Origin of the sequence: Streptomyces sp. NPDC014991 (assembly GCF_043080665.1) — a bacterium.
In the GTDB taxonomy this organism is placed as follows: domain Bacteria; phylum Actinomycetota; class Actinomycetes; order Streptomycetales; family Streptomycetaceae; genus Streptomyces.
On the sequence record NZ_JBIBVY010000002.1, the window covers coordinates 103,567 to 121,491 of the forward strand.

Sequence of the window (17,925 nt, forward strand, 5' to 3'; positions counted from 1 at the left end):
GGGGCTTGGCGGACGCAGTGGTTCCGTAAAGGTCCGGGGGAGGGATCGGGGAGCCGGTGCACGTGGTCACACGTTCGGCGTCACTTCCTCGTGGGACCTCCCTCTCATCCGGCGCCCCGAGCGCGACCCGTGCGCTTAGACTCCCTCGCGTGACACGTCGCGGGCCGGTTGGCAAGATGGCCCGAGCGGTCGGCAAGGTGCGGTAACAGGGAGGAAGGCGTCTCGTGAGCAGCAGGCCATCCCGAGGCGCTGCTCGCCTCGCAGCCATACTCGACGCGCTGCCGGACGCGTTGGTCCTGGTCAACGCCAACGGAACCGTCGTCAACGCCAACACCATCGCGTTGGAGGCCTTCGAGGCGCCGGGGACCGCGCTCGTCGGGCGCGGTCTGCTCGACCTGCTGCCGCAGTTCGACTCCCGGCTCATCCCCGGCTCCATGCGGCGGCCCGATCACATGGATCCCCGCGGGCGTACGAAGCCGACGCGGATGGTCGCGCGGCGGACCGACGGGACCGAGTTCCCGGTCGAGGTCACGAGCGCGAACCTGGAGAACGGGCAGCAGGCGTACGACGGTTACGGCTACACCGGTGACGAGCTGCTCATGCTCGTGGTCCGGGACCTGTCCGGAACCGTCGACACCGAGGCGGAGCTGGCGCGCTCGCAGCGGCAGACGGAGATGATCCTGCGGGCCGCGTCGGAAGGTGTCGTCGGCACCGACACCGACGGACGGATCGTGCTCGTCAACCCGGCCGCCGCCCAGATACTGGGGTACCGGGCCGGTGAACTGGGCGGCAAGGAGCTGCACACCCTGGTGCTGCACTCGCGTGCCGACGGTTCGCCGTTCCCGTACGAGGAGTCGCCGCTCGCCGACACCCTGCGCTCCGGGCGCAAGCACCGGGTGCGCGGGCAGGCGCTGTGGGCCAAGGGCGACCGGAAGGTGCCGGTGGATCTGACCACCGCGCCGGTACGGGACGGGGACCAGCTCGTCGGTGCCGTGATGACCTTCACCGACCGGCGGCCGTTCGACTCCCTGTCGGAGGAGAAGGCCACGCTCGAGAAGGCGCACGCGGAGGAGCTGGAGCGGCTCTCCGAGGAGCACGCCTCCGATCTCACCGCACTGCGCCAGCAGCACGTCACCGAGCTGGAGGAGCTGCGCGAGCAGCACGCGGAGGAGGTGGCGGCCGGCGAGGAGCGGTACGCCTCGCTCGCCGAGCGGGAGAAGGACCGGTACGAGGCTCTGGCCGGCCGGCACGAGCAGCTGCTCACGCTGCTCGGGCAGTCGCTGCGCGGGCCGCTCGACGAGCTGCGCCGCGAACTGTCCGCGCTGGCCGCCGACGACGCCGGGCAGCTGTGGCCCGAGGCCAACCAGGTGCTCCACCATCTCTCGGCCGGCTACTCACGCATCACGACGCTGATCGACAACGTCCTCGGATACCAGCGGCTGGACACGGGCGCGGATGACATCACCCGTACGAAGGTGCTGCTGGACGCCGTCGTCGCCGCCGGTGTGGACGGCGCCGTCGAGCTGATCGGGCCGGGGCGGGTGCAGTTCGCCGTCCACGCGCCGCCCATCGAGGCGGAGGTCGACCCGCAGCGGCTCGCCACCGCGCTCGCCCACCTCGTGGCGGACGTCGCCGGAGTCGACGCCACGGGCAACACGCCGGTATCGGCGGGCGGCTACCTGGACAACACGGTCGTCGTGGCGGCGGCGCAGCGCGGAGAGGTCGCACGCATCGAGGTGCGCGGGCCGTACGCCGGCGGGGACCCGGTGCACGAGCCGATCGTGCGCGGGATCGTGCGCGCCCACGGTGGTGTCCTCCAGACGCACGAGGTGCCGGGCATGAGCGGCAGCGCGTACGTGCTCGAGGTGCCGCTCGGCGGCGGAGCGGGTGCGGTCGCGGGGGGCGCGGGTGCGGTCGCCGGAGTCGCGGGCCAGGCAGCGCTCCCGGGGCAGGCAGCCCTTCCGGAGCGGACGCCGGGCGCCACCACCGAGGCCGCTGCCGACGATGCCGGCATGGATGAGCAGGGGGTCGGCGGGGGGCGGCGGCGTGCGCGCCGGGGCTCCACGGACGCCTTCCTGGAGAGTGACGTGGCCGGTGCCGTTGACGCCGGTGACGCGGACGCGCCCCTGCCGACCGGGCGACGCCGGCGGCGAGCTGCGTCCCCCGCCGGGGAGCCGGCCGCGCTACCGGCCGCGGTACCCGCCGAGGCTCCGGAGGCCACGTCCGCGTCCGGCGGCACCGGGCGACGCCGTGGGCGGCCCTCCGGCATCGGCGACGACGGCGCCGGTACCGGTGAGGCTGCCGGCGTGGCCGAGGGTGCCGTGGTGACCGCGGCCGAGCATGCCGCGGGGGCGGCCGCCTCCGGTACGGGGCTCGGTGGCACCGTGCCGCCGCAGGGCGTGCCCGTGCCCGCGGGCCGGCGCGGCCGCCACGACTCCGGCGCCCTGCAGCCGGCCCTGCCCGCGGCAGGCACCGCGGCGCACACGGTCCCGGCCGACGGTGCGGACGTGGCTCCCGGCCAAGGTGCGCCGGCGGTTCCGGCGGATGACGACGGGCAGCCGACCGGGCGGCGCCGGCGGGCGCTGGCCGCGGCGGCGGAGCGGGCCGCGGCCCAGGAGGCGGGGGCGGGCAACCCGCGTGCGGTCTTCGCCCTGCCCCCGGCCGAGGCCGACCGGGCCCCGGACATGGTGGACACGGCTGACACGGCGGCTCCGGGTACGGGGCCGGCCCCCGTGGTGCCGGTGGCGGCTCCGGATGCCGTCGTTCCCGTGGCGGCGGGCGCCGGTGTTCCCGCGGAGCCGGCCACGGACGCCTCCATGGCCCCCGCGCCTCCCGCGACCCCCGTGGCTGCGGGTGCCGACGCCGGGGCGTTGCCCGGTCAGGTGCGGGTGCCCGCGCAGCAGCCGGTGTCCGTCCAGGGAGTTCCGGGCACCCCGGGCACTCCGGGCTTCCCGGGTGACGGCGGCCGGCACGACGCCGTACCGCTCGACCAGTCCGAGGACCACACCCCGCCGCAGCCGCACCCCACCAGCGCTCCGACCGGCCGACGCCGCCGGGCCGTGGCCCAGCCGGCCGGGGCCGCCGGGGCGGTGGCGCCGGGGACCGTCCCCGGACAGGCCGTCCACGGACAGGCGGCACCCGGACAGGCGGCACCCGTGCAGCCGGTGCCGGCGGCGCCCGTCGCCCCCGGCCATGCCCCGCACGGCGCGGCCGTACCGACGGCTCCGGGTCAGGGGATCCCGGGACACGGCGTTCCGGCGCAGGGTACGTCCGGGGCGGGCATCCCGGTCCAGGCCGGTCCCGTGCCGCCCGCCGGTCAGCCGCAGGCCGCGGCTCCGGGCGCCGCGCAGGCGGGCCCCGGTGCCGTCGCCCCGGGCCGGCCGGCGACGGCCACCCAGCCCGTCGTCCCGGCCCAGGGCACGGCGCACGGCCGGCCCGTGCCCGGCCCCCAGGGAACACAGCCGTCGGCCGCCCCGGCCCACGGCACCGCCGCGCAGCCCGCGTCCGCCGCCCAGGCCGGGCAGCAGGCCGCTGCCGTACCGGCCCAGGGCACGCACGGCCGGTCCGGACCGGCCCAGGCCCCGGCGGCGCAGCTTCCGGCCGGACAGCCGGGGACGCCGTCCGCCGGTGGCCCGGTCGTACCGCCGGGTGCCCTTCCGCTGCCCACGGAGACCGGTGCGGCGGGGCAGGGCGTGCCCGTGCCGCCCGGTGCCCCCCGGCAGTGGCCGGGTGCCGGCGACACCGGTGGTGCGGGGATGCCCGCGCCCGGTACCCCGCTGCCCGGTGGACCGGCGCAGCGGGCCGCGCAGCCGTTGCCCGCGGAGGCCGCGGGTGGCGGGCCGGTCGACCCCGACTCGACGCAGGGGCGGGCGTTCAGCGTCCGTACTCTCGGACAGGGCGTGCCGTTCGCGCGTCAGGCCGCGCAGGTGCAGCAGCCGACGGCCACGCCGCCTCCGCACGCGCCGGGCGGTTCGGGCCGGCGGCGCCGGCTGGGTACGCCCCCCGACCCGGCCACGCGTCCGGAACCGCAGCCGGAGCAGGCGGCCCGGCCGCACCCGTCGGCCGCTCCGGCGCCCGCTCAGCCGTCGCTGGGCGGACAGGCTCCCCTGCCCCCGTCGCGGCCGGCGCCGGGGACCGAGGGGATCGGGCGGTCGTACGCCATAGGGGCGCCGGAGCCCGACGCCGCCGAGGGGCCGGAGCCGCTGGACGGGCCCGGTGGGGCCGTCGAGGTGGCGGACACGCCGCGTCCGCAGCCGCTGGACGACGAGCTGCCCCCGGAGCCGCTGGACAACCCGCGCCGGCTGCTGGTGTGGCCCGCGCCGGACGTGACGACCCAGCAGGCGCTCAGCGACCGTGGGTACCGGCCGGTCGTCGTGCACTCGCGCGAGGAGGTCGACGCGCAGATCGCGGCCTTCCCCGCCGCCCTGTTCGTGGATCCCCTCACCGGCCCCATCACGCGTACGGCGCTCCAGTCGCTGCGGCAGGCCGCCGTGGCGGCCGAGGTTCCGGTGCTGGTGACGGCCGGGCTCGGGCAGGCGACGCGCGAGGCGGCGTACGGCGCCGATCCCGCCGTTCTGCTGAAGGCGCTGGCCCCCCGGGACAGTGAGCAGCATCCGCCGCGGGTGCTGCTCATCGAGGAGCACGCGGAGATCGCGCTGGCGCTGACCTCGACGCTGGAGCGGCGCGGGATGCAGGTGGCGCGCGCCGCGAGCGACGACGACGCGGTGACGCTGGCGGGGCAGTTCCGGCCGAATCTGGTGGTGATGGACCTGATGCAGGTACACCGGCGGCGGGCCGGACACACCGGGATCATCGACTGGCTGCGGGTGAACGGACAGCTCAACCGCACCCCGCTCGTGGTCTACACCGCCGCCGTCGACCAGGCCGACCTGCCCCGGCTGGCCTCGGGCGAGACCGTGCTGTTCCTCGCCGAGCGGTCCACCAGCACCGAGGTGCAGAGCAGGATCGTCGACCTGCTCGCGCGGATCGGGATCAACTAGGTCTTGTCCGGTCGATCATGTGACTACTCAGCGCTCGGGTCGTTGATGTGAACATGGGGCGGGGTGATCTGACAGATGCCAAGTGGGAACGGCTGCGGCCGTTCTTGCCGGTCAGCAACAGGCGTTGTGGCAGGTGGCGGGACCATCGGCAGGTGATCGACGGAATTTTGCACCGGGTGCGGGCCGGGGTGCAGTGGCGTGACCTGCCTGCACGGTTCGGTCCGTGGAAGACCGTCTAAGAACGCCACCGGCTGTGGTCAGCCGATGGGACGTGGGAGCGTCTGCTCCAGCAGGTCCAGGCCGCGGCCGACGCGGCAGGCGAGATCGACTGGGACATCACGGTCGATTCCACCATCGTGCGCGCTCACCAGCACGCTGCCGGCGCTCGAATTCAGCCGCCGCCGACGTCGGCCTCAAAGGGGGCCGAAGAGGTAGAACACCAGGGCGATACGCCGTGGTGGAGCGTGGTCGCCCGTCTGGTGGAGGTGGTGCTGGAGGTGAGGGCCTGGGCCGCTCGCGGGGTGGGTTCACCAGCAAGCTCCACCTGAGTGCGGACGGCCGCTGCCGCCCGCTGTCCGTGGTGGTCACCGGTGGACAGCGTGCGGACTGCACCCAGTTCAGCCCGGTCCTGGAGAAGATCCGCATCCCCAGGACCGGTCCGGGCAGGCCACGCCAGAAGCCCGACAGCGTGGCGGCCGACAAGGCTTACAGCAACGGACCCTGTCGCGAGTACCTGCGACGACGCGGCATTCGCCACAGATCCCGGAGAAGACCGACAGCCAGGCCGCCCGCCTGAGGGAGGGCTCGCGCGGCGGACGACCACCAGGCTTCGACGAGGACCGCTACAGGAAGCGCAGCACCGTCGAACGGGCGATCAATCTCCTGGAACAGTCCCGGGCAGTCGCCACCCGCTACGACAAGCGCGGATATGTCTTCCTCGGCACCGCCACAGCAGCAGCCCTGGCCATCTGGCTGCGAACTGCCTCGCACTGACCGGCTGCACGAAGTCTCCTCCCGGCGGAAGCATTCCGGCCGGTGGGTGAGGTGTACGCCTGCGACAGTGCAGGGAGGCCGTACTACAGCGTGGCCGTGCCGCTGAACTCACTGCTCGTAGCGGGCTCCTCGGAGAAGCCAAGCAGAAACCCCGTGTAGTCGAAGTTGTGCCCGCGCTTCAGACCCCGGGACTCGTAGTCGTAGATCATGAAGGCCGCCCGGTAGGTTCCGTCGTCCTCGCATTGAACATCTTGGCTACCTCCCCAGCCCGGCACATTCACGCGGAGATGGTGCCGTTTTCCAGGCTTGGTGCAGGTGCCTTCCCAGTGCATGACGATGTCCTTCGGGCTGGGTGTGCTGCCCGTAACGGCGTAAGTGAGCGTGCCCGCCGGCGGAAGGTCAGCGGCCTGCACCGCCGCCGCGCTGCCCATCACCGCCACAGCGCCCAGCGCCACAACCGCCGTCCGCAAAAACCGCATCATCGACAGTTCCCCAATCGCTCGGATCCGGGGCTGTCCCGGACTCTCGAAGCGATCTTGGGTTAGCCCGTGCAGAAACCGCGGAACCTCACAGACCTGCTCACCTCAATGAGTGAAAAGCCGACGCCGCCCTTACTCCCACGGCCGCTCGACGCTGTCACCGGTCAACACAGTGAACCCCTCATACTGCTTGTGAGTCCGGTAGCCGACTGCCGGTTCCTCCGGCTACTCACGGCGTCCAACGCCTCAGACCCGAAGCAGTTACATGATCGACCGGACAGCCCTAACCGCGCGGGACACCGGGGTCGGCCGGCCGCGCGGGGCAGCCGGCCGCACCGGGCGCCACCCGCGCGGGACACCGGGGACGGCCGACCGCGCCCGGCGCCGTGGCCTGCCGGCCGACCGCGCCAGGTACCACGGCCGGTCGGCCGCCCGCCCCGCGACGCCACAGTCGGCCGGGCGCGCGTGACACCGGGCTCAGCGGGCGACCAGTCGTCGGGCCGCTTCCCTGACCGAGGCGCGCAGGCGGTCCCGGTCGGCGTCCTCGGCGCCCACCACGATGCGGCGCATCTGGGGGACGACGGCGGCCCAGTTGGCCAGGCCGATGAGAAGGAAGAGCAGGTCGCGGGCCGGGATCGCGTCGGTGATCACGCCTCGTTCCTGGCCGTCCCGGAGTGCGTCGATCTTCTTCCGGTAGTGCTCCCGGCGCCCGTTCTCATCGGGCAGCTCGGTGTCGAAGCCGTACTCCAGGCCCTCCCAGAAGAGCAGGCGGAGCACCTCGGGGTGCGCGGCGTGGTAGTCGATCACGCGGTCGACCCAGCCCTCGATGTCGTCGGGGTCCACGGGGACGGCGACGGCCAGGTCGAGCATCGATTTCTCCAGGACCCGGGTGAACAGCTCCGCCTTGTTGCCGAAATAGGCGTAGATCAGCTGTTTGTTGGCCTTGGCCCGCTCGGCGATGCGGTCGATGCGGGCGCCCGCGATGCCGTGCCGGGCGAACTCGGCGCGCGCCGCGTCGAAGATGCGGGTCCTGGTGGCCTCGGGGTCCCTGACTGCTCCCATGCGGACAGGGTAGAGCGCCGCCGACGGGTGACCAACTATTTGGTTGACGGGAATGCGGGGGCCGTGCACGCTGTTGCACAGTTCCAACCAACTGGTTAGTTATGGGTTAGAAGGAGTAGCTCCGCTCATGCCGTCAGCCACCGACACCCAGCAGGCACACGAGGTCCGGGTCCCCGCACGCGAACGGCCCGCCTCCGGCTCCCTCTTCCTCCTCCTCATCGCCGTCTGCACCGCCGTCACGGCCGCCAACATCTACCTCGCGGCCCCGCTGCTCCCCCTCATCGCCCATGACTTCGGCACGGTCCCCTCGGCCGTGACCTGGATCGCCTCCGTCGCCCAGTTCGGCTACGCCGCCGGACTCCTCTTGTTCGCCCCGCTCGGCGACCGCGTCGACCGGCGCCGGCTCGTCGCCGGTCTCTCCGTCGCCACCACGGTGGCCCTGGTCGTCGCCGCCGTCGCTCCCGGCACCGCGGCCCTCGCCGCCGCCGTGTTCGCCGCCGCCGCCGCGACCGTCGTCCCGCAGCTGCTCGTCCCGCTGGTCGCCGAACGCGCGCCCGCCGACCGGCGCGCCCGGCACGTCGCGGCCGTCATCGCCGGGCTGTTCACGGGTATCGTCGCGGCCCGCGTCCTCGGCGGCCTCGCCGGGCAGGCCTTCGGCTGGCGCTGGGTCTTCGCCGGGTCGGCGGTGCTGACCCTCGCCCTGGGACTGGCCACCGCCCTCGTCCTGCCGGCGGAGCGGCGGACACGGCAGGGCGCCCTGTTCTCGGGCATCGCCGAGCTGCCGGGCCTGCTGCGCCGCTCGCCCGACCTGTGGCGGGCGTGCCTGCGCCAGGCGGGGATGTTCGGCGCCTGGAGCGCCCTGTGGACCACCCTCGCGCTGCTGCTGACCGGCCCGTCGTACGGCCTGTCCACCGCGACCGCCGGGCTCTTCGGCCTCTTCGGGCTGACCTCCAGCGCGGTGGCTCCGCTGGCCGGCGGGCTGGTGGACCGGTTCGGCGCCGCGCGGGTCGTGGGCACCGCGTATCTGCTGGCCGCGGTGGCCGTGCCGCTGTTCTGGCTGGGCGGACAGGTCCTGGTCGCGCTGTTCGCCGCCGCGATGGCGATCCACGCCGCCCTGGTCGCCTCCCACGTCGCCAACCAGACGCTGGCCCTGACCACGACCTCCACCCCCGCCACCGCCAACACCGCCTACGTCGTCTCCGGTTTCGCCGGCGGCGCCCTCACCTCGGCCGCCGCGGGCCCCGCCTTCGGCCACTGGGGCTGGGGCGGGGTGTGCGCGGTGGCGGGAGTGTGGCTGGTGCTGGGCTGGGCAGCCACGGCGAGCCGGCAGGAGCGGTCGGGCCGGCGATGAGGACGCCCGCCGGGACGGACAGGGCGCGACGGCACCGTGGGCACCGTCGCGCACCGGGGTCGTACGGCACGTACGACCGCCGGGAGAGCGCCCGTGTCAGAGGCTGGTGACGTCCAGGCCGCCGTCCGCGTACTGCCTGCGCAGCACCTTCTTGTCGAACTTGCCCACGCTCGTCTTCGGCACCGACTCGATCACCGTCCAGCGTTCCGGCAGCTGCCACCTGGCGATGTGCCCCTCCTCGGCGAGGAAGGCCCGCAGGGCGGCGAAGTCGGTGGTCGCGCCCTCGCGGAGGACGACCGTGGCCAGCGGGCGCTCGCCCCACTTCTCGTCGGGCACGGCCACCACGGCGGCCTCGGCGACGTCCGGGTGGGACATCAGCGCGTTCTCCAGCTCGACGGAGGAGATCCACTCGCCGCCGGACTTGATGACGTCCTTGGCGCGGTCGGTGAGCGTGAGGAAGCCGTCGGGGGAGATCGTTCCGACGTCACCCGTCTTCAGCCAGCCGTCCTCGCTGAACTTGTCGGCGGGACGCAGGGGTTCGGCGTCGGGGCCGTTGTAGTAGGCGCCGGCGATCCAGGGGCCGCGCACCTCCAGCTCGCCCGCCGACTCGCCGTCCCAGGGCAGGCGTCCGCCGCCGGGTCCGGTGAGCCGGGCCTCGACGCCGGCCGGGAAGCGGCCCTGGGTGAGGCGGTAGGCCAGTTCCTCCTCGGTGCCGACCGCGTGGGCCGGCGGGCGGGCCACCGTGCCCAGCGGGGAGGTCTCTGTCATGCCCCAGGCGTGACAGACCCGCATGCCCAGCTTGTCGAAGGCCTCCATCAGGGAGGGCGGGCAGGCCGAGCCGCCGATGGTGACCTGGGTGAGGGAGGAGACGTTCCGGGGGCGGGCGGTGAGTTCGGCGAGCAGGCCCTGCCAGATGGTGGGCACGGCCGCGGCATGCGTCGGCTGCTCGGTCTCGATCATCTCGGCGAGCGGGGCGGGCTGCAGGAAGCGGTCGGGCATCAGGAGGTTGACGCCGGTCATGAAGGTGGCGTGCGGCAGGCCCCAGGCGTTGACGTGGAACTGGGGGACCACCACCAGGGAGGTGTCCTGGTCGGACAGGCCCATCGACTGGGTCATGTTCACCTGCATGGAGTGCAGGTAGATCGAACGGTGGCTGTACACGACGCCCTTGGGGTCGCCGGTCGTGCCGGAGGTGTAGCACATGGCGGCGGCCTGGCGTTCGTCCAGCTCCGGCCAGTCGTAGTGGGTGGGCCGGCCGGCGATCAGTTCCTCGTACTCGTGCACCCGGGCGCCGGCGCCGGCCAGCGGGGCGCGGTCGCCGGGGCCGGAGACGACGATGTGCTCCAGCGTCGGCAGCCTGGGGAGCAGCGGCGCGAGCAGCGGGATGAGCGAGCCGTTGACGATGACGACCTTGTCGGCCGCGTGGTGCACGATCCACACCAGCTGTTCGGCGGGCAGCCGCAGGTTGAGGGTGTGCAGCACGGCGCCCATGGACGGGATCGCGAAGTACGCCTCGACGTGTTCGGCGTTGTTCCACATGAGCGTGGCGACCCGGTCGTCGCCGGTCACCCCCAGCTCGTCGCGCAGGGCGTGCGCCAGCTGGGCGGCGCGGGCGCCGACCTCGGCGAAGGTGCGCCGGTGCGGCTCGGGCTCCCCGGTCCAGGTGGTCACCCGTGACGAGCCGTGGACCGCCGCTCCGTGGGTCAGGATCCTCGAGATCAGCAGCGGTACGTCCTGCATGGTGCTCAGCACGGCGGAGTCCTCCCGGGCGACTTTGCCTACGCGGTGGTAGAGGTTGCGCTGATTCTGCGCACATACCGCGCGGTATGTCACTAGCCGGAGGAAAATTGGGGTCAGCGCGCCGGCACCAGCTCCGGATCCTCCCGCAACTTGCCGAGCGCGCGCGAGACCGCCGACTTCACCGTGCCCACCGACACGCCGAGCACCTCGGCGGTCTGGGCCTCGCTGAGATCCTCGTAGTACCGCAGGACGACCATCGCCCGCTGCCGCGCCGGCAGCTTCGTCACCGCGCGCCACATGGCGTCGTGCAGCGCCTGCCGCTCGGCCGGGTCCTCGCCGCCGGACGCGTGGTCCGGCTCGGGCAGCTCGTCACAGGCGAACTCGTCCACTCTTCGCTTGCGCCACTGCGAGGTCCGGGTGTTCAGCAGCGCCCGGCGCACATAGCCGTCGAGGGCCCGCTGGTCCTCGATCCGCTCCCATGCCACGTACGTCTTGGCGAGGGCGGTCTGGAGCAGATCCTCGGCGTCGCACGGGTTCGCGGTCAACGAGCGCGCGGCGCGCAGCAGGACCGGCTGGCGGGCCCGCACGTACGAGGCGAACGACGGGTAGGCGGGGATCCCCCCGCCCGGGCGGAGCCGGGAGTCGTGGAGGGTCTGCCGCGCTGGTGCGGCGGCGGCCGAGGCGCTGGTGCAGACGGGCGTGGTCATGGCTCCACGCTAGAAGCGGGCCCCGCTCCGGCGGATCGGCCGCAGGTCCCGAAGCGGAGTCCCCCTCAGGTTGTAGGGGTAGGGCTCGCTGCACCTCCTGTAGGTGGAGTACGGGGTCCGTTCCGTCTGCGGGTACGCCCGCGAGAAATCGTCCGTCTGCCACGCGGACCAGCCGTCCACCCCCCTCAGGGGCGGGTCGGCACCCTCGGGGGCACGACGCCACCTTCCCTTTCTCGAACATACGTACGACCATAGAACCATGGCCACCCCCGACCGGCAGGCCACGAAGCTGGCCCTCGCACACGCCCTGTCAGCCGCCGAACGCGGCCTGGCCGTCATCCCCCTCTCCCGCACGAAGCTCCCGGCCCTGCGCTCCCCCCACCACGACGACCCTCCCCCGGCCGGACCCCGCTGCCACGGCCAGTGCGGCCGCCTCGGCCACGGCGTGTACGACGCCTCGGCCGACCCCGCCCGCATCCGCACCCTCTTCGCCGCCGCCCCCTGGGCCACCGGCTACGGCATCGCCTGCGGACTGCCCCCGTACCACCTGATCGGCGTCGACCTGGACACCAAGTCCGCCACGGACTCCTCGGCCGCCCTACGGGAACTGGCCCTGCGTCACCTGTTCACGATCCCGGAGACGGTCGTCGTCCTCACCCCCAGCGGAGGCCGCCACCTGTGGCTGACCGGCCCACCGGACGTCACCGTCCCCAACTCGGCCGGCCGCCTCGCCCCCGGCATCGACATCCGCGGCGCCGGCGGCTACCTCGTGGGCCCCGGATCCCGCACCGACCACGGCGTCTACACCACGGCCCCCGGCACCGCCGAACTGGCCCCCGCCCCCTGCCCGCCGACCCTCCTGCGTCTCCTCCTGCCCCCGCCACGCCCGAGCCACCCGACGCCACCCGTTTCCGGCGACCACGGCCGCGGCCTCGTCCAGTTCGTCCTGTCCGCGCACGAGGGCCAGCGCAACACCCGCCTGTTCTGGGCGGCCTGCCGCGCCTACGAGAACGGCCTCGGCCCGGCCCTGGAGACCCCCCTCACCGAGGCGGCCCTCCACACCGGCCTCTCGGAAAGCGAGGCCCGAGCGACGATCACATCAGCGGCCCGCATGACAGGCCACCGCCCCTGACACGACGTCGGCCCGGAACCACCGGGCGGGAACGCGCCCGCCTCCTCGATGGCCCTCAAGACGCACCCTCGGCGAACGATCACCGAAAGAAATCGACATCGCGGTCTACCGGTTCCCCGACATGTCGGCGAGCGTTGATGCACCCGACGGCGACGGCACGCCCGTACGGCGCTCACGGCGGCCCCTAGGGTCTTTCGTTCGGATCAGGCCGGATCAGGGAGCGGGTTCTGGTGCCGTGCATCGCACGGCGGAGGAGGGCGCCATGGCGAAGCCATGGCAACCGACGACAACGCGGCGAGGCGCGGTGCCAGGACCCGCGAGCCCGGCATGATCCGAAAGAAAGGCCCTGAGTGTCCTGGGACATCTCGTCCTGGAGACCGCGCGGTCAGTGCTGCGGCTGCATGGCGAGGAGTGCTACCGGAAGGGGCCCGTCGCCGCGTTGGGAGACCACCGGCGACTGCACCTGCGGGACGACGGGTGCGACCACGAGCACGACGTATCGGTCCCGTGCCCCACGTGTCCCCGCCCTGCGCAGCGGACAGCCCCCGACCGGCGTATGCGGTCGGGGGCTGTTCACCCGCGGTGGGTGTGGGATTTGAACCCACGGTGACATCGCTGCCACGACGGTTTTCAAGACCGTTCCCTTAGGCCGCTCGGGCAACCCACCTCGGCCCCGTCCCACCTGGGGCGGAGCGGGTACAGCGTACCGGGATCGGGGCGGGGCGTGTCAGCTGTCGCCCTGGCGGGCTCCCAGGGTGAGTTCGGCGGTGTGTTCCTGGCCGCCCCGCTTGTAGGTGACCGTCACCTTGTCGCCGGGCTTGTGGGTCCAGATCTCGCCGATCAGGGTGGGGCCGCTGTCGATCACGTGGTCGTCCAGCTTGCTGATGAGGTCGCCGGGCTTGAGGCCGGCCTTGTCCGCGGGGCCGCCGGACTCGACCGCGGCGGAGCCGCCCGTGCCCTGGTCGGTGATCTTCGCGCCGTCGGTGGTGTCCTCGAGGGAGACGGAGGCGCCGATCTTGGCGTACACCGGCTTGCCGGTCTTGATCAGCTGCTGGGCGACGTACTTGGCCTGGTTGATCGGGATGGCGAAGCCCAGGCCGATCGAGCCGGACTGGCCGGATCCGCCGAACCCGCCGCTGCTGCTGGACTGGATCGCCGAGTTGATACCGATGACCGCGCCGGAGGAGTTCAGCAGCGGGCCGCCGGAGTTGCCGGGGTTGATGGACGCGTCCGTCTGGAGGGCGCTCATGTACGAGGCCTTGCTGGTGGAGCTGCCGTCACTGGAGGCCACCGGACGGTCCTTGGCGCTGATGATGCCGGTCGTCACCGTGTTGGACAGGCCGAAGGGGGCGCCGATGGCGATGGTCTCGTCGCCGACGGCCACCTTGTCGGAGTCGCCGAGGGCGAGGGGCTTCAGGTCCGAGGGAGCGTTCTTGAGCTTGATGACGGCGACGTCGTAGCCCTGCGCGTGGCCGACGATCTCGGCGTTGTACTTCTTGCCGCTCGGGAACGTGGCCGTGAGCTTGCCGCCGTCCACCGCGTCCGCGACCACGTGGTTGTTGGTGACGATGTGGCCCTGGGTGTCGAAGACGAACCCGGTGCCCGTGCCGCCCTCGCCGTTGCTGCTCTCGGCCTCGATGGTGACCGTGCTGGGCAGCGCCCCGGCGGCGACGTTGGCGATCGTGCCGGGCGCGCGCTTGACCTGGGCGGCGCTGCTGTCGGAGGCCGAGACGGTGGTGGAGCCGTGGTCGTCGTGGTCCTTGGCCAGGGTGTAGCCGAGGCCGCCGCCCAGACCGCCCGCGACCAGCGCGGCCACCAGGACGGCCGCGACGAGGCCTCCGCGTCCGCTGCGCGGCTTGGGGGCGGGCTGCTGGTACGCGGCTCCCCAGCCGGTGCCCGGGCCGCTGGCGCCGCCGTCACCGTAGGACGGGGTGCCCGGCGGCGGAGGCGGCCAGGAGCCCTCGGCGGTGGGGCCGGGCTGGTGCGCCGGGCCGTGCCCGGACGCCGCGAAGGCCGCGGGGGTCTCGTGGGGCACGGGCGGGAGCGGTGCCGTCGGCGCGTTCCCCCCGGGCACGGGGCCCTGCGGGGAGGCGTCGTGAGAGGCCACCGGCACGGGAGGTGCGGACGGGGCCGGGGGTACCGCGTTGCCCTCGTTCTCGGTGCTCACAGCTCTTCTCCTCGATCCACGCCTGTGTCGTCGGTCGCACTCGGTCGGTAGTCAGCTTTTCCCACGGGCCGTCAGAGCACCATAAGCGGTGGCTGTGGGTCCGCGACTCTTCTTTATATAGGATCTTTGACGCAAACGTTATGCAGAGGAACAGGGCGATCGCCCTCGTTCGCCGACCGGCCGTGCGGACGTCGCCCGCGTACCCGGTGACGGTGGCACCATGACGCGGTGACCCACGCACCACAGCACTCCATCCAGGTCGTCGCCCACCGAGGCGCCTCCGAGGACGCCCCCGAGCACACCCTGGCCGCCTACCGGAAGGCGATCGAGGACGGCGCGGACGCCCTGGAATGCGATGTACGGCTGACCGCGGACGGCCATCTGGTCTGCGTCCACGACCGGCGGGTGAACCGTACCTCCAACGGCCGCGGCGCGGTCTCCGCGCTGGAGCTGGCCGATCTGGCAGCCCTCGACTTCGGGTCCTGGAAGACGCGCGAAGCCTGGCACGGGCGGGACGAGGAGCCCGACTGGGAGCACCGTCCGGAGGACCGCGAGGAGACGTCCGTGCTCACCCTGGAACGGCTGCTGGAGCTGGTCGCGGACGCCGGGCGGCGCGTGGAGCTGGCCGTCGAGACCAAGCACCCCACGCGTTGGGCCGGCCAGGTCGAGGAGCGGCTGCTGGACCTGCTGAAGCGGTTCGGTCTGGACGCGCCGGACCCGGCCGCCGGCTCGCAGGTGCGGGTCATGAGCTTCTCGGCGCGTTCGCTGCACCGCGTGCGTGCCGCGTCGCCGACACTGCCGACGGTCTACCTGATGCAGTTCGTCTCGCCCCGGCTGCGCGACGGGCGGCTGCCCGCGGGCGTGCGGATCGCGGGCCCCTCGATCCGCTTCGTGCGCAGCCACCCCGCGTACGTTGAGCGGCTGAAGCGGGCCGGCCACCAGATCCACGTGTGGACCGTGAACGAGCCCGCCGACGTCGACCTCTGTGTCGGACTGGGCGTCGACGCCATCATCACCAACCGTCCGCGCGCGGTGCTGCGGCAACTGGGGCGATGACTTCGGGGATCCGGGATTCCGTCCGCCCTCGCCCCCCGGTAGGCCAGATCCCGCCATACCGGCTGTCATCCGGCGGGCTTCGTCACGGGGAGTGCTCCGGCGCGTTCGTTCCGTACGGCCGTGTTCCGAGTGCGTCACCGGAAGGGGACTGGCCGGTTTCCGGCACAGGCCGATGGGGCATCCACACCGTGGCGTGGGGCGAAGGAGGTCTCGGGGGTGGCGTTGGTGGTGGCACAGGAGGTGCCCACGTCGTCGAGCATGGCCGTACCCCATGGTCCTGCGGGCGTGGGGGAGGCGCGGCGCCGGATGCGTGCGCAGCTGCGCAGCGGTGGCATCGCGGAATCGGTCGTGGACGACGCCGTACTCATCCTTTCCGAACTCTTGAGCAACGCCTGCAAACACGGCCGGCCCCTGGGTGACGCGCCGGTCGGGGACGGCGACGTCCGCGCCGCCTGGCGCGTCGACGCGCGCGGGCGGCTCATCGTGGAGGTCACGGACGGCGGCGGCCCGACCCGCCCGGCGCCGGCCACGCCGTCGGTGACCGCGCACGGCGGTCGCGGGCTGAACATCATCACGGCCCTCGCCGACGACTGGGGCGTCCGGGACGACGTCCACGGTGAGGTGACGGTCTGGGTGGTGGTCCACGAGGACGTTCACGACCCCGATGCCGGGTGCAGTGGCGGCGCCCTCGCCACGTGCTTCACAGCCGCCGCCGCGCTGCCGGAGATGACGCCGGCGGACCTGACGTCCGCGGACATGGCGCTCCCGGACCTGGCGGCGGCGGACGCGACACTCCCGGACCTGACCCTTCCGGCCCTCACGTGCGCCGACGTGGTCCTGCCGGAACTGGTCCTCCCGGACCTGACGTCCGCCGACGGCACCCTCCCGGACCTGACGCTGCCGGACCTGGCGCTCCCGGACCTGCCCGCCCTGGGCTTCGCGGACGCCTTCGAGGACCTCGACTGAGCCGGGGCCGGCCGGACCGGCTCCGGTCCCGGCCGGCCCGGGTCGTCGTCCACAGGTTCACACCACGGGTGTCGAGTGCGCGTGCGTTGTCCACAGGTTCCCGTCGCTCCTGGTCCGAGCGGCTAGGCTCCGGGAACGTACGAGAAGCGCCGTAACCGGGAGACCCCACCATGGCCAAGAAGCGACCCCAGACGAAGGCCAAGCCGCAGCTGACCGACGGGGAGATCCCGGTCGTCGGCGCCCGCGAACCCTGTCCCTGCGGCAGCGGCCGGCGCTACAAGGCCTGTCACGGCCGGGCCGCCGCGCACGCAGCGACCGAGCTGGTGCACCGCCCCTTCGAGGGACTGCCCGGCGAGTGCGACTGGGTCGCCCTGCGCGAGCTGGTCCCGGCGGCGACGGCTGAGCTGCCCCTGAAGGACGGGCTGCCCGCGGGCGTCCCGTCGGTCACGCTGGCCACCGTGCTGCCGATGGCGTGGCCCGCGCTGCGCCGCGACGACGGCTCGGTCCTGATCGGTCTCCAGAACGACACGGCGTCCGGCGACATCAGCCGCGACCTCGCGGACACGCTGCTGCGCGCACTGGAGGCCGAGCCCGGCAGCCCGGTGCGGGGCCGCAGGGCCCCCGCCGAGGGGCCCCGGCTCCAGGACCTGCTCGACCCGCAGGGCGCTTTCGAGCCGGTCGTGCACAGCGGCTTCGAGTTCTGGGTGCCGGACGCGGAGAACGCCACGCCGGAGGTGACCGCCTCCCTGGAGCGGGCCAACGCCGCCGCCATCCCGACGGTGAGGCTGGCCGGTGTGGACGCCGCGTACTGGTGCCGGACGCCGGAGAAGAACCACCTGCGCTGGGTCATGCCGCACCCGGAGGAGCAGCTTCTGGACGCTCTGGCGCGGCTGCACGCGGCGGGACGCTCCAGCCTCGGCGACGGCACCCGGCTCGTGGGCTCCTTCCGTGCTCACGGCCTCACCGTGCCGGTCTGGGACCTGCCGAGCGGGGTCGGGGCGGAGGACGTGGAGAAGCCGGCCGCCGAGTTCGCCGAGCGACTGGCCGCCGCCCTCGCCGTCACGGAGCCGCTCACGGCGGACGAGCGCCGGGCGCGCGGCGGTCTCACCAACCGGCAGGTCACGCTCAGCTGACCTCCCGCGCGCGAGGGGCCGCGGGGGGGGGGGGGGGGGGGCGGGCGGGGGGGGGGGGCCCCCCGGGGGGCCCCCCCGAAAAACCCCCCCCCCCCGCGGCCCACGGGGGGGGCGAAAGCCCCGAGGGGTTTTGGTAACG

At 73.5% G+C, this 17,925-nt stretch carries 10 protein-coding genes, 1 tRNA gene and 2 pseudogenes; 7 read left to right on the forward strand and 6 right to left on the reverse strand.

Translation table 11 applies throughout. The features are described 5' to 3' along the window. Nucleotides 1–224 precede the first annotated feature (224 nt). Complete coding sequence (locus ACF1BE_RS04535; RefSeq protein WP_392197489.1) at nt 225–5,000, forward strand: PAS domain-containing protein; 4,776 nt, start codon at nt 225–227, stop codon at nt 4,998–5,000. A 53-nt stretch (nt 5,001–5,053) separates the two neighbouring features. After that, a pseudogene (locus ACF1BE_RS04540) lies at nt 5,054–5,993 on the forward strand (IS5 family transposase). 83 nt (nt 5,994–6,076) lie between these two features. Here the strand turns inward: ACF1BE_RS04540 and ACF1BE_RS04545 are convergent. After that, complete coding sequence (locus ACF1BE_RS04545) at nt 6,077–6,475, reverse strand: hypothetical protein (RefSeq protein WP_392197490.1); 399 nt, start codon at nt 6,473–6,475, stop codon at nt 6,077–6,079. A gap of 474 nt (nt 6,476–6,949) precedes the next feature. After that, entirely contained in the window at nt 6,950–7,534 is a 585-nt protein-coding gene (locus ACF1BE_RS04550; RefSeq protein WP_392197491.1) for a TetR family transcriptional regulator, read from the reverse strand. Between the two features lie 127 nt (nt 7,535–7,661). Between ACF1BE_RS04550 and ACF1BE_RS04555 the strand changes: the two genes are divergently transcribed. Beyond that, complete coding sequence (locus tag ACF1BE_RS04555; protein WP_392197492.1) at nt 7,662–8,885, forward strand: MFS transporter; 1,224 nt, start codon at nt 7,662–7,664, stop codon at nt 8,883–8,885. A gap of 96 nt (nt 8,886–8,981) precedes the next feature. On the opposite strand, the gene ACF1BE_RS04560 is transcribed toward ACF1BE_RS04555, so the two are convergent. Together ACF1BE_RS04560 and ACF1BE_RS04565 are read right to left on the reverse strand one after the other, a co-directional pair. Next, complete coding sequence (locus tag ACF1BE_RS04560) at nt 8,982–10,637, reverse strand: long-chain fatty acid--CoA ligase (RefSeq protein WP_392197493.1); 1,656 nt, start codon at nt 10,635–10,637, stop codon at nt 8,982–8,984. Between the two features lie 101 nt (nt 10,638–10,738). Further along, complete coding sequence (locus ACF1BE_RS04565) at nt 10,739–11,332, reverse strand: SigE family RNA polymerase sigma factor (protein WP_392197494.1); 594 nt, start codon at nt 11,330–11,332, stop codon at nt 10,739–10,741. Nucleotides 11,333–11,591: 259 nt separating this feature from the next. Here ACF1BE_RS04565 and ACF1BE_RS04570 point away from each other — a divergent pair, with 259 nt between their 5' ends. After that, entirely contained in the window at nt 11,592–12,464 is an 873-nt protein-coding gene (locus ACF1BE_RS04570; protein ID WP_392197495.1) for a bifunctional DNA primase/polymerase, read from the forward strand. 580 nt (nt 12,465–13,044) lie between these two features. On the opposite strand, the gene ACF1BE_RS04575 is transcribed toward ACF1BE_RS04570, so the two are convergent. Together ACF1BE_RS04575 and ACF1BE_RS04580 are read right to left on the reverse strand one after the other, a co-directional pair. After that, nucleotides 13,045–13,131 (reverse strand) — tRNA-Ser (locus tag ACF1BE_RS04575). Nucleotides 13,132–13,191: 60 nt separating this feature from the next. After that, a complete protein-coding gene (locus tag ACF1BE_RS04580) occupies nt 13,192–14,631 on the reverse strand; it encodes a S1C family serine protease (protein ID WP_392197496.1) in 1,440 nt (479 codons plus the stop codon). Nucleotides 14,632–14,859: 228 nt separating this feature from the next. On the opposite strand from ACF1BE_RS04580, the gene ACF1BE_RS04585 reads away from it, so the two are divergent. The 3 genes and pseudogenes from ACF1BE_RS04585 to ACF1BE_RS04595 all read left to right on the forward strand — a co-directional run bounded on the left by ACF1BE_RS04585 (nt 14,860) and on the right by ACF1BE_RS04595 (nt 17,786). Then, the gene (locus tag ACF1BE_RS04585) at nt 14,860–15,687 is read left to right on the forward strand and encodes a glycerophosphodiester phosphodiesterase (RefSeq protein ID WP_392197497.1); all 828 of its coding nucleotides are present in this window, start codon (nt 14,860–14,862) and stop codon (nt 15,685–15,687) included. Between the two features lie 129 nt (nt 15,688–15,816). Then, nucleotides 15,817–16,363: pseudogene (locus ACF1BE_RS04590) on the forward strand (ATP-binding protein); the annotation flags it as partial. Between the two features lie 460 nt (nt 16,364–16,823). Next, a complete protein-coding gene (locus tag ACF1BE_RS04595; RefSeq protein WP_392197498.1) occupies nt 16,824–17,786 on the forward strand; it encodes a DUF5926 family protein in 963 nt (320 codons plus the stop codon). Nucleotides 17,787–17,925 lie beyond the last annotated feature (139 nt).

Bases quoted from the DNA above. Each gene is read 5' to 3' on its own strand.
- ACF1BE_RS04570 (WP_392197495.1), top strand. From the start codon at position 11,592: ATGGCCACCCCCGACCGGCAGGCCACGAAGCTGGCCCTCGCACACGCC.
- ACF1BE_RS04545 (WP_392197490.1), bottom strand. From the start codon at position 6,475: ATGATGCGGTTTTTGCGGACGGCGGTTGTGGCGCTGGGCGCTGTGGCG.
- ACF1BE_RS04555 (WP_392197492.1), top strand. From the start codon at position 7,662: ATGCCGTCAGCCACCGACACCCAGCAGGCACACGAGGTCCGGGTCCCC.
- ACF1BE_RS04565 (WP_392197494.1), bottom strand. From the start codon at position 11,332: ATGACCACGCCCGTCTGCACCAGCGCCTCGGCCGCCGCCGCACCAGCG.
- ACF1BE_RS04550 (WP_392197491.1), bottom strand. From the start codon at position 7,534: ATGGGAGCAGTCAGGGACCCCGAGGCCACCAGGACCCGCATCTTCGAC.
- ACF1BE_RS04595 (WP_392197498.1), top strand. From the start codon at position 16,824: ATGGCCAAGAAGCGACCCCAGACGAAGGCCAAGCCGCAGCTGACCGAC.